13 protein-coding genes are annotated in these 12,063 nt (G+C 48.9%); 7 read left to right on the top strand and 6 right to left on the bottom strand.

Annotated features, from left to right (window positions below; translation table 11 throughout):
* Positions 1 to 36: 36 nt before the first annotated feature.
* On the bottom strand, positions 37 to 990 hold the full coding sequence (locus P5G61_RS15530) for an L-lactate dehydrogenase (RefSeq protein WP_024632219.1): 954 nt from the start codon (positions 988 to 990) through the stop codon (positions 37 to 39).
* Positions 991 to 1,489: 499 nt separating this feature from the next.
* Here P5G61_RS15530 and P5G61_RS15535 point away from each other — a divergent pair, with 499 nt between their 5' ends.
* Positions 1,490 to 2,143, top strand: a complete 654-nt coding sequence (locus P5G61_RS15535; protein WP_079348750.1) for a MerR family transcriptional regulator — start codon at positions 1,490 to 1,492, stop codon at positions 2,141 to 2,143.
* Between the two features lie 119 nt (positions 2,144 to 2,262).
* A complete protein-coding gene (locus P5G61_RS15540; RefSeq protein ID WP_301247369.1) occupies positions 2,263 to 3,105 on the top strand; it encodes a serine/threonine protein kinase in 843 nt (280 codons plus the stop codon).
* 128 nt (positions 3,106 to 3,233) lie between these two features.
* On the opposite strand, the gene P5G61_RS15545 is transcribed toward P5G61_RS15540, so the two are convergent.
* Positions 3,234 to 3,410, bottom strand: a complete 177-nt coding sequence (locus P5G61_RS15545; protein WP_301247370.1) for a hypothetical protein — start codon at positions 3,408 to 3,410, stop codon at positions 3,234 to 3,236.
* A 210-nt stretch (positions 3,411 to 3,620) separates the two neighbouring features.
* Here P5G61_RS15545 and map point away from each other — a divergent pair, with 210 nt between their 5' ends.
* Positions 3,621 to 4,367: a type I methionyl aminopeptidase gene (gene map / locus P5G61_RS15550; RefSeq protein WP_024632216.1), complete on the top strand. Its 747-nt coding sequence runs from the start codon at positions 3,621 to 3,623 to the stop codon at positions 4,365 to 4,367.
* A gap of 174 nt (positions 4,368 to 4,541) precedes the next feature.
* Complete coding sequence (locus tag P5G61_RS15555) at positions 4,542 to 5,555, top strand: NADP-dependent oxidoreductase (RefSeq protein WP_301247371.1); 1,014 nt, start codon at positions 4,542 to 4,544, stop codon at positions 5,553 to 5,555.
* Between the two features lie 101 nt (positions 5,556 to 5,656).
* Here the strand turns inward: P5G61_RS15555 and P5G61_RS15560 are convergent, their stop codons facing one another.
* The gene (locus P5G61_RS15560) at positions 5,657 to 6,142 is read right to left on the bottom strand and encodes a CcdC family protein (RefSeq protein ID WP_024632214.1); all 486 of its coding nucleotides are present in this window, start codon (positions 6,140 to 6,142) and stop codon (positions 5,657 to 5,659) included.
* A 586-nt stretch (positions 6,143 to 6,728) separates the two neighbouring features.
* Here P5G61_RS15560 and P5G61_RS15565 point away from each other — a divergent pair.
* Complete coding sequence (locus P5G61_RS15565) at positions 6,729 to 7,859, top strand: hypothetical protein (RefSeq protein WP_301247372.1); 1,131 nt, start codon at positions 6,729 to 6,731, stop codon at positions 7,857 to 7,859.
* A gap of 90 nt (positions 7,860 to 7,949) precedes the next feature.
* Here the strand turns inward: P5G61_RS15565 and P5G61_RS15570 are convergent, their stop codons facing one another.
* Positions 7,950 to 8,522 carry a TetR-like C-terminal domain-containing protein gene (locus P5G61_RS15570; RefSeq protein WP_301247373.1) on the bottom strand — a complete coding sequence of 191 codons (573 nt, stop codon included), beginning with the start codon at positions 8,520 to 8,522 and terminating at the stop codon, positions 7,950 to 7,952.
* Complete coding sequence (locus P5G61_RS15575) at positions 8,519 to 9,244, bottom strand: MBL fold metallo-hydrolase (protein ID WP_301247374.1); 726 nt, start codon at positions 9,242 to 9,244, stop codon at positions 8,519 to 8,521. Before P5G61_RS15575 ends, P5G61_RS15570 begins: the two co-directional genes overlap by 4 nt.
* Before the next feature lie 434 nt (positions 9,245 to 9,678).
* Here P5G61_RS15575 and P5G61_RS15580 point away from each other — a divergent pair, with 434 nt between their 5' ends.
* Both P5G61_RS15580 and P5G61_RS15585 read left to right on the top strand, forming a co-directional pair.
* A complete protein-coding gene (locus P5G61_RS15580; protein ID WP_024632210.1) occupies positions 9,679 to 10,143 on the top strand; it encodes an Rrf2 family transcriptional regulator in 465 nt (154 codons plus the stop codon).
* A 249-nt stretch (positions 10,144 to 10,392) separates the two neighbouring features.
* On the top strand, positions 10,393 to 11,019 hold the full coding sequence (locus P5G61_RS15585) for a nitroreductase family protein (RefSeq protein ID WP_024632209.1): 627 nt from the start codon (positions 10,393 to 10,395) through the stop codon (positions 11,017 to 11,019).
* Positions 11,020 to 11,184: 165 nt separating this feature from the next.
* On the opposite strand, the gene P5G61_RS15590 is transcribed toward P5G61_RS15585, so the two are convergent.
* The gene (locus tag P5G61_RS15590; RefSeq protein WP_301247375.1) at positions 11,185 to 11,868 is read right to left on the bottom strand and encodes an S-layer homology domain-containing protein; all 684 of its coding nucleotides are present in this window, start codon (positions 11,866 to 11,868) and stop codon (positions 11,185 to 11,187) included.
* Positions 11,869 to 12,063: the final 195 nt, after the last annotated feature.

The following is a 12,063-nucleotide window of genomic DNA, read 5'->3' on the forward strand; positions in this document are numbered from 1 at the left end:
TACCTGGTTATAAACGTCTTCGAATGAAGGGAAGGGTTAGACCAGGGTAAGGCGATTGATGCTGCCTGACAAAACCTCACAGGATCGCTCGAATTTCTCACGTTCAGATGCATCCAGATTCAATTCAATAATCTCTTGAATCCCATCCCCGCCAATAATGGCCGGGACACCTGCACAGACGTTGCGCTGTCCATACTCTCCCTCAAGGATTGCGGAGACTGCAATGATTTTGTGTTCATCATTGAGGATCGAACGGGTAATATGCGCGAGGGCGTTACCGATTCCGAATTGGGTGGACCCTTTGCGAGTGAAAATTTCCCATCCGGCATCTTTCGTTTTGCGGGCGATATCCTCCAGATCGAGATGTTTGAAGCGTTCTTTGTGCTGTTCCATAATGTGCATGATCGGTTTGCCTCCAATGGTGACATGCGACCATGCCACGAACTGGGATTCCCCATGCTCTCCGAGAGCATATCCGTGCACGCTGCGTGGATCGATAGAGAAGACCTCTGACAGCAGTGTTTTGAGGCGGGATGAATCAATAGATGTACCTGTACCGATCACTCGTTCACGCGGGAGGCCAGACAACTTCCATACCATATAAGTTACTATGTCAACCGGATTGGCCGCGATGACAAAAATCCCACGGAATCCACTGTCCATAATGGGAACAACGATATCTTTGGCAATGGACTCCGCTTCCTCCAGAATGTCCAGACGAGTCTGTCCTGGCTTCGGATTCGCTCCGGCAGTCAGCACAATGACGTCCATGCTGCCGCAATCTGCATAAGTACCAGCATATACCTTCGTGCGATTATGTGTGAAGTCCATGCAATGGGAAAAATCCAGCGCCTGTGCAACAGCACGGTCATACGTCCGGTCAACCATCATAATTTCTCTGCATATCGATTGATTAATCATGGAATACGCACAACTTGAACCAACAAGTCCCGCCCCGATCACCGCTACTTTACCTGATTTGCCTAACACTGCCGTTCAGCCCCCGTTTACATTTGATTTATCCGTTCTTCATGATACTTATGTTAAGTATAGTCCTTTATTTTATGCCAACAATGCTTCTACGTTACATAAGATAACACATGGAAAAGCTGCGCAGCAATGATTTCCTCTGTCGCGGGAGCGTATTGGAGTGACGGAGTTAACAAAATTGACATGAATATTTCCATTTTATAAAAATGACGGCGTTTGCACCAACGAATTTCGACATGACAGCATTCGTGATCCTTGTCGGATGAAGGGTTATTTTTAAGAATGAGCCATCTGACAAAAGTTCTTATGAATCCGCAGAAACAGAAGAAAAGCGTCAAAGGGATCCGCAAGGAGGCCGACGAATACATACGGACAAGCAAATGAAACATGCGTACTTGATCCATGAGACAGGTTGACCCGATCCGATGACAGTTCCAGAAGGGAACGCTGAAGCCACTACCTTGTATTCAAAAAGACTTCATTCCGGGAGGGAATAATAATGATTGAAGAAGCAGGAGCAACGACGGAAACGGCCAAGAGCCTGGGCATTGGTGCCAGTACTCTTCGTAAATATGCGGCAGCACTTGAGGAACAGGGATACCGATTCGAACGTTCCGCCAACAAATCGAGGTTGTTCAAATCAGACGATATTGAGTGCATCGAACGCCTGATGACAGAACTTAGGGAGCATAATCTGCCACTTGCAGACGCAGTGGTGACCGTATTGACTCCAAACGTGCCTGTGATGGCAATGGAGGATGCTTCGGGGGCGGAATGTGCGGCAACAGTGATGCCTGCAATATTTCCTGAGGGACCTGAACCAACAGGTACTCTGAGATCCTATGAAGGTTTGGGACGGCTGGTGAGTGAAGTGACGTTCGGCGCTGTAGAACAGCAGGATGACCAGGTCCAGCTGCTGCAGCACCGGGTAGACGAGCTGGAGTTAACGCTGCAGCATCTGGCGGACACCCATCTTGCTCTCCAGGAGCAGATGGAGAAGCAGCGCCTGTGGATGAATGAGAAGCTGGAAGAGGAGCGGGACCGTGAACTGGTCACCAATCTGCGCAGCTTCCAGGGAAGAAAACGCAAACCCAAAGGAACGTCGCTCCGAATGTTGTTCGGGCTGCTGCCGAAAAAGCATAAAGAAGCTTAAGGACAAGGTCCAACCTCGTCGTGATTTTGCGCAGATCGCTTGATATAATGAGCCCATACAACAACGAAAAGACTGGCTGCTGATTTGCTCTGCACAACCGGAGAACAGGGAGAAATCAGATGGCTGGCGTGGGAGGATCTGTGGAACTGCGACGAAGCTGGCAAAGACTGCTCGGCCTATGGACTGATCGTCCCCGGCGGGAAGGTACGGAGATCGCCGGGCGATATACGATAAATGGATTGCTCGGCATGGGAAGCTATGGACTGACATATCTGTGTACAGATGAACATACTGGTAAGGATGTGGCTTTAAAAGAATCCAAACCCAGCAAGGGCAGACTCGCTGCACGCCTGCTGGACAGGGAGGCGGATGTGATGAATCGGATGGATCATCCAGCCATCCCTGAGTTGCTGGATGTGTTCACATACCGGGCCCGCAGTTACATCGTCACCGAGTATATCCTTGGGGAGACACTAGAACAGTGCATATTCGATCAAGGTCTCAAATATACGGAATGGCAATGCCTGGAGCTGGCAAGACAACTGCTGGCTCCCATTGTGCATGTTCATGAGCAGGGATTTATTCATGGGGATGTGCGTATTCCGAACGTCATTTTACGTAACGGGCAGGTGCATTTGATTGATTTTGGCCTGGCGCGGCGCATGGGGGAGCCGTTGTTGCCTGAGCTGAAACGCCGGATGCGTGAATTGCCCGAGCCAGAGGATGAACTGGCTGCACCTGACCAGGATTTGCAGGATCTCGGTCATTTTCTTTTGTTCATGCTGTATTCATCTTATGAGCCGGAGAAAGGTCGAAAACCAGCCAGTTGGCAGGAAGAACTCAGGCTCACGCCAGAAGTTCACGATATGCTGGAACGACTTCTTGGACTCCGTCCAGGATACGAAGGCGGGGCGCCGGAATTACAGGCGGGTATTGAGCGTGTGCTGATGAAATTGCGATGATCAATCCAAAAATAAGGGGTGATCTGCTAACCGTGAGGACGGTTGCAGATCACCCCTTTCAATACATATACGGATTAAGCGCCAGTCTAGGCTGGTATGAACTTCTGGTTCAAAAAATGAATACCCACTTAGCTGGAGCTATGTTTTCTGCTTTTATAATAACCGGAGCCGTGGCGGCTATCCCGGTGTTTTGCATCTGAAGATGAATATCGTCTGTAGTTGCGTTTGCCGGAGGAACTGCTATATCGCTTACGGTGCGAAGAAGATTTGGAATCCAAAAGTTTGCCTAACATTTTCCTGAGCATGAGGTTTCCCTCCTTTCGACTTCAGCCGTTTTAAGCATATACGGGGCTCCGTCGAAGCGGGTTTCGAATTTTTTAAAGGGGAATAGTATTCATTGGACAGGGGCTTGGCGTATAATAGGATGTTGAGGATTACACGGAATTTTTTATTTGGAGCATTTCGCGTTACAATAGAAGACAGGATAAGATTTTAACGGACAAGGAGAATCTGTAATGATTACGTTGAAGACTAAAGAACAAATAGAATATATGAAGAAGGCCGGAGAAATCCTTGCCGCATGCCATAGAGAAATCGCAGGAATGATCCGTCCAGGGATCACAACACAGGAAATCGATCAGTTTGCAGAAGCTTTTATGAAGAAAAATGGCGCTACGCCGGAACAAAAAGGATACAACGGGTACCAATATGCGACATGTGCGTCAGTTAATGATGTGATCTGTCACGGGTTCCCGGGAAAATATGTACTGAAGGATGGCGACATCGTTACGATTGATATGGTCGTGAATCTGAACGGCTGGTTGGCCGATTCCGCGTGGTCGTACGCGGTGGGTCAAGTGACTCCGGAAGCACAGCACCTGCTGGATGTCACCAAAACATCCCTTTACAAAGGGATTGAACTGGCAGTGGTTGGCAACCGGATCGGGGATATCTCCAATGCGATTCAGACATATGCGGAAGGTGAAGGTCTATCTGTCGTCCGTGAATTTATCGGTCACGGTATCGGTGAGAAGATGCATGAGGAACCGCAGGTGCCTCACTACGGCCCACCACACCGTGGTCCACGCCTCAAAGAAGGTATGGTTATTACGATTGAGCCCATGCTGAACATTGGTACGTACCGCAGCAAGCTGGACTCGGATGGCTGGACAGCGCGTACTCAGGATGGAAGTCTGTCAGCCCAATATGAGCATACGATTGCGATTACAGCAGATGGTCCTGTCATTCTGACTGCCCAATAATGGCTCCCGATGTCTTCAATAGGATGATATTTGCATATTTCAAGGCGGCCCACGTTTGTGATCCGCCTGTTTCGGTTTAAACTAATAAGAAGCGTTACACATAGAGCCGGTGGTGAAAGAGATCAGCTGACAGAGGGTTAACCCTGGTCCACTGGCAAGAAGGAGGTCATTTTGGTGTCTGAAAATAAACAGATCGTACTTGCATCGCGTCCCGAAGGTGCCCCATCCAAAGAAAACTTCCAATTCATTAATGCACCGCTTCCTGAGCCGGAGGCAGGACAAGTTCTGGTACGTACACTATATTTGTCTGTAGACCCGTATATGCGGGGCCGCATGAAAGATACGAAATCTTATGCTCCACCCTATGCTTTGAACGAAGTGATCAAGGGTGGGACGATTGGGCAGGTTGTAGAGTCTTCGGAGCCCAATCTGCGCAAAGGGGATTTGGTATCCGGAATGTGGGGCTGGCAGCAGTATGCAGCCGTAAATACGGGAGACATTTCCCTGATTGATACAGGAGAGGCTCCACTTACAGCTTACCTGGGTGCGCTTGGCATGACCGGGTTGACCGCTTATTTTGGCATGGAAGATATCGGCAAGCCAAAGGACGGCGAAACGGTGGTGGTATCGGGAGCAGCCGGAGCGGTAGGTATGATTGCAGGTCAGATCGGCAAAATTGTAGGTGCACGTGTGGTCGGAATCGCTGGTTCTGACGAAAAATGTACTTACTTGAAAGAAAAACTGGGATTCGACGTTGTGTTGAATTATAAACATGAGCAGGATATGTCCGCTGCCATAGAACGGGCTTGTCCGGCTGGCGTAGACGTGTATTTCGACAATGTTGGCGGTGAAATCTCTGATGCGGTATTGCGCCATATTAATCGGAATGCGCGTATTCCAATTTGTGGACAGATTTCGTCATATAATTTGGAGAAGCCGGACATCGGTATGCGCCCGCAGACGGTGCTGTTAACCAATACAGCACTGATGAAAGGCTTTTTGGTGGGCGACTATGCCAAATCCTTCAAGGAAGGCCGGGCCAAATTAGCGAAATGGGTTAAGGAAGGCCATATTCAATACGAAGAGAACATCGTGGAAGGTTTTGACCAGACACCGGAAGCATTTATGGGCCTCTTCTCTGGAGATAACCTGGGCAAGCAGCTCGTAAAGGTTGCAGAACCTGAATAGATATAGATTCCCTTGAATATATGCCCGAACGGAAAAGACACGTTCCGCACGATGATGTGCACTGAACGTGTCTTTTTGGTTATTTGGATGTTGCGATGTTGCTAGGATTCGGCAGCAACAACTTCCTTATAGTGCTTGTACATATATACCCGCCAGCGCACGATCATGCCGAAGGCCAGAAGGAAGAACAATCCACCCGTTTGAGGAATGCTCACATAACGCTGAATGACTTCATGCAGGATTAGACGTATAGCCAGCAATCCAAGCAGAATGAAAGCAAAGCTCCGTGAACGTGTGGCAAAAATTTCTTCGTTAACTCGTTCAAACCGTGTACTGCGAATGAGAGGATACGAGAAGATAAACCAGCCCACCAACAGCGCAATAAGTGCCCATAGCAGCGGAACATGAGTCTCCGGTACAACAAACATGAGGAAACCTGTGCTCATCCCCAGAGGAGGAATAAGTATTTTGCGAATGGTTACTGGACGATGACTGGCTTTCATTCGAATAAAAATGGCAAGCAGGGCCATGATGAGCATACCCAGGGTTGCACCGATCTGAAGGTAAAACGGACTGATTTGAGCCACGTAAAACGCCCTCTCTCTGGAATAATATGTTATCCGGACATCCGGAACATGCTACGAATTACCGGAATTTTCTGTTCCTATTATATCACAAACGAAGAAAGCCGATAGAATGCTTAGTGTATCTTTTAACCGGATTGTATATACAGGGTTCATTTGAAAAATTTGTATTATTGTGCCCCGTGTGAAGTGGTTTATTCGAGTAAGGAGAAATCAGGAAATGAACTTACGAAACGCAGCGGGATCAAGGACATCGGCGGATCAAAGATGGATATGCAGGTATCAGGTCGAATCCGGCCTGTTATGCGGCTATACAAACACATGAAACAGATGAAAGAGCGTGGACGTATTATATACATCCCGATCCGATCTATTGTATCAAAGTACCAGAGGCATGGAGTCAGCTGTGAAGTCGTGTGCTTGTTGAATGAATAGGATCGGTTCTGGCGTTTGGAGCAATATTTCTGCGGATCCCGGAGATGTGGTTACAAGTGGTGAAGTATGGGATGAAGAAGGACCATAAGAGCGAAAAGGGGTAATATGCCGATCATAGAAATACCTTGGAACAGAGCAAGGAGGAGTACGCTTCATGAATAGAAATCACAGGCCGCTCACGGTATGGGCATTGGCTTCCCTCACCGTGGTGTCAGTGGTCCTGGTTATCCCGTGGATTTTGTGGCAGTCACAGGCTCCGATACCGCTTAATATCATGATTGTCGACAAAGGTAAACCGGACTTCACCTATGTGGGGCATAAGGGGCTGGTATGGATTCTGAATCAGCAAAAGATTGTCCAACAAACAGGGGAGCATTATCGGTATGAAGAAGACTACTACGGATATCAGATACAGGATGGGATCTCTCGTAGTGAGCGGACATTACCGGATGAGGTAACCGACACGGACCTGATTTACCTGACGGCGAATCAAAATATTTCATCGACAGATCCGAATGAACGTATACAAGGCAAAGCATATGAGGGCCTCACGATATACGATGCGCAAAAAATTAACGAAGCTGCAACCAAAGGTGTAACGGTTGTGGTCGAATATAGCGCCTTGTCGAACGCTGCTTCAAACATGACAAGAGAGCAATTGTATCCGATTCTGGGAATGAGAAGCAGCGGCTGGCAGGGGAAATCCGTATTGGATCTACAAAGCGCGGATGAAGTGCCCCGGAAGGTACGGATGAACTATGAGCTTCGGGAGAAGAAGAATTGGTTGTTTCAAGGTGCGGGCATTGTACTGATTCATGAGGACGGACGGGTGATTGTACTGAAGCAAGGCCGGGATGTAAAGACGGGTAATATAAAACTTGCTTTCACCCAGGAAGGGAAGGAATGGAGTGGGATTACCAGGGACATCCATTACAGCGAATGGTTCGACATCGTCGTGCCTGAACAACAGGCTTCGGTACTGGCATGGTATAAGACCGATCTGACGGAGAATGGTCAGCAAAAACTAATGGACGCAGGTATCCCGGCGGAATTCGCTGCTCTTATTCGGAATGAGGGCTATAACCGGACTTATTATATGGCAGGGACCTTCGGAGAGCTGGAGCATTACTCATTCTGGCGCCGTATCAAGGGATGGGATGTCGTGAAAACGAAGCTTACCCCCGATCAAAAGGGCGTTCCGGATCGATTTTATTGGAAAGTATACGTTCCAGTAATGAAGAAGATTTTGCAGGAAGTCCAAACAGGACGAGCACCCTGGCAATAGAAAAACCGTTCCTTCGGTAGCGGGACGGTAGGATACATAAGGAGGGCTGCAGATGATCTGCAGTCCTCTTCCATTTGGCATAGAAATAGTTCAGGTTTTATGAAGATGTTGCAACCCTTTCAGGAAAGCGGTCAAGGTCAGCTGTAGGCTCTCATCTGGGTCGAAGCTCATGCCGAAGCCGCCCTTCTCACCCATGGAGGCGAAGCCATGGCAAAGACTTCGTAAACCGCGAACGGCATGCAGCGCTTCCGCTTCACTTAGCGGATAGGGCTGCAACAGACGCAGCAGCAGATCCAGGGCAGCCGTGCTGGCGACAACGAGCTGCGGTTCCTTACGGTCCGGCGCATGGAAGAAGGCTTCGTACAGCCCTGGATGCTTGCGGACGAAGCCGATATATGCGGCAGCGACCTCCTGAATGGCTTCATCGCCCGAACGGCCAGCGGAAGCCTCGGTTAACGCACGGCTGAGCTGCTGGGCGGACATCAACGCCAATTCCTGGCGAAGCCCGGGGAGACCGTTGATGTGGTTGTAGAGCGACGGGGAGCGCACATCCAGCCGCTGGGCCAGAGCGGCCAGTGTCAGCGAGTGAAATCCGTCGCTGTCGGCAAGCTGGGCGGCGGCGCTTAACAGAGCGCCGCGATCCAGCCCTTGGCGGGGGCTCACAGGCGCCCCCCGGCAGGGCGCAGCCGCTGCTCCGCGTCTGCCGTAGCTGCCCGCATGGCCGCGGCGGGCTGACGCAGCATTCGTCCGTGCCCCACAGCGAGCACGGACGGTTCCAGCTCAGCCAGGCGCTTGGCGCTGGCAAGAGCAAGTTCTCGGTTCCACGTCGCCAGCGCGGGGAACGGAAAGAGCGGGCGCAGGCGGCCGGATACGGCGAGGCCGCCGTGCAGCTGGTACGCGTCGCCAGCGATAATCACGCGGCTGCGCGTATCCATGAAGGCCATATGGCCCGGCGTATGGCCTGGGGTAGCAATAGCGACCAGGGAGCCGATCCGGTCGCCGTCATCGAGCAAGTGATCCGGCCGGGTGCGGATCGCTTTGGGCACACTGCCGCGTACCGGAGTCTGTGGCTCGCCGGGAAGCAGGGAAGCATCCCCGGCCAGCAGCGGGGCGTCTCTTCTGGAGATACAGACCTCGGCTTTAGGCAGCGCATCCTTAAGACCATCCAGTGCACCAACATGGTCGCCATGGGCGTGAGTCAGAATGATTCTGGTAATCGGCTTGCCTAGGGATTGTGCGGTAGCCAGAATCCCCTTGAGACTGAATGGCATTCCGGCATCGATAAGGGTAAACCCGTCTTCTTCTTCAACGAGATATACGTTCACAGGGAAAAGACGTGGAAGGAATGAAACTTGGACAACATCATGCTCACGTGTAATTCGCATCATTGAATCCTCCTTAAAACTAATGTTGTTAGTAATATAACTAATGTCATTAGTTTTTGCAATACCCATGTTAATTTGCTTAAAAAATAGGATATTTTCAGAACCGAAGCCACTTTACAAAAAAAGCGTTTTCAAAATAGGAATAACCGATTATAATAATCTCGTAAGCCCTTTCATATGTCTATCTTATTGGAGCCTTTCGCGAAGCGATCGGCTCACTTTTTTTGTTCTGTCGCCCTAAAACACGTATAGAACTCAACCATTTCATTTAACCTATGAAAGGCCTGTAATACTGGAATGACAGGGGAATTCAGGCTTTCCAACCCCTTGGCTGAGAGTATTGACAAACATAACTGTTATTCCTATAATGACAGTTATACTTACCTTGGATTGAATTTTCATCGGTTAATGATATGCCGGGAAGGGAGTAAGTAATGAACAGTGAATTTACCATTGCTGTGCACTGTCTGGTCTTTTTGTCCATGAAGGATGAGTGTATGGCCAATAGTGAAGATTTGTCCCAAAGTGTTGGTACGCACCCAGCCAGGGTACGCAAGGTACTTAGTGTTCTGCGGAAGCACGGATACCTGACAACCAAGGAAGGTGCCCATGGTGGATATCTGCTCAGCCGTCCGAGTGAAGAAATCAAGCTTGGAGACTTGTACAGGCTGGTAGCAGGTGGATCACTTGGACCCAGCTGGTGTTCGGGAGAATCCGGCTCCACATGCGTCGTTTCTTCCAATATGCAGGATGTGATGGGAAGCATCTACGATGGAGGAGAAGTAGCGCTAAGCGCTTATTTTGACCGCATATCTATTGAGGATGTGAAGCATCGTATCGGTAATGGGAAAGAATGTTCCTTGTCCATGGAACCCTTGTCAATGAAGGATAGATCATGACAGATTTGATCATTACCAGCTCTTCATGATCTAGACCTGCACGGATGTTACCAAACATTTTGGAGAGGCTATATAAGGGCGTTTGCTCCGGTTGTAAGATCCGAAGATGTTTCAGGCGATTCCGGGCATAACGTGAACACAGATGGAAGCGATCGTCTGCGCTGATGTTATTTTCGGAAGGTGAGTACTCGGTAGAGTTTGCCCTTGCGAACGTAAAAAAATAAAAAAAGAACTTGGGGAGTGGAACGCATGTCCAGCATTGAAAACAATGAAACACTTCGCGTGATTAATGAACGTCACGCTGTCAAAAAATACGAAAGTGGTTTTGTTATGCCTGAAGCAGATCTGAATGCTATCCTGACTGCTGCTTCCGAAGCACCATCATCATGGAACCTGCAACACTGGAAATTCCTCGTGATCGAATCCGAAGCGGACAAGGCCAAGCTGCTGCCAATCGCTTACGGTCAAAGTCAAGTCACAGACAGCTCCGTTACTATTGCTGTACTCGGAGATCTGGAAGCGAACCGCAACGCCGTGATTTATGATCAGGCTGTTGAAGCAGGTGCGATCCCGGCTGAAGTTCGTGACGCATTGGTTGGACAGATCAACGGTGCTTACCAAAATCCGCAAATCGCCCGTGACGAAGCGATTCGCAATGCATCTTTTGCTTCACAGAACATTATGCTTGCTGCACGTTCCCTGGGTTATGATACTTGTCCAATGGGTGGTTACAACCCGCAACAATTGATCGAAACATTCAACATCCCTGCGCGTTATTTGCCAACGTTGTTGATCACTGTAGGTAAAGCTGCAGTACCAGCTCGTCCGGCAGGTCGTTTCCCGCTGTCCGAAGTTGTTGTAAAAGGTTCTTTCTAAGACTGATCTTGGATCAGTTGTCGTTATAGATATAACGGAACCAGCCGCATGTCTCCTTTAGAGGGAACGTGCGGCTGTTTTTTTGCATTGAAATGGTTTGGTATGTGGGTTGTGTCTTATTAGATTGAACGGTTAGCTAGTTAGATTAGTAACGTTCCCTAATGGTTATTTCTCTGGTGTTTCCGGGATTTTCGGTGCATTGAAATCTTCCATATACTTAATCGCGTTATACATCATAACCGCAGCTTCGGCGCGGGTAATCGTTTCCTTTGGATTAAAGTTGCCGTCTGCATCAAGGGTGTTAATCTTCAAGACAAGGGAGCGTTGGACAGCGCCTTGATATTCTGGAGTAAGCTCTTTTTCGTCCGTGATATCTACAGGCTTGATGTTAATCATCGGCATGCCGCCTTTGGTTTCAATGCCCTGCATCAAGAAAAGGGTATATTGTTCACGGGTCAACGCTTTGGAAGGATCGATATCGTTTGACATTTGAATGCCATTGAACTGGGCACGGATAAAGGCATCACTATACCATACGCCATCCTTTACGTTGGAGAAGTAGTCACTTGGCAGTGGCTGCTTAACAAAACGAATCGTGTCCAAATTCAGATTAAGGCCATCTGCAATGAGTTGTATACCCTGAGCCGTGTTTAGTTCCTGTTCCGGTTTGAACAAGCTGTCACTCAAGCCTTTGATTAATCCATCCTGATGCAGGGACTCAATCTTGTCTGCCCCCGTAATCCCTTGAATATCCGTGAATTTCGCTTGAGCAGCGTGAATTGGACCCGCGCTAAGAGAAAGTGTAAGTAAAGCTCCGGCGGTTAACGTAGCCAACATATTTTTTTTCATATCAGGTTCGCCTCACTTTTCCGGGATTATCCCTTTGTATAAAAGTTATTTGCCCCTATAGACGACCCTATTCGTCAAAAGGTTGCTGCAATTTTCCATTGAATTTTCAATATGAAATGGATCGTTACTACTCTGTTCAACCGTCTCTGCGGTAATGAATCAGGCAATACATTGAGTTTTTGCATACTTGATTTC

Source organism: Paenibacillus vandeheii, from assembly GCF_030433635.1.
Classification (GTDB): domain Bacteria; phylum Bacillota; class Bacilli; order Paenibacillales; family Paenibacillaceae; genus Paenibacillus; species Paenibacillus vandeheii.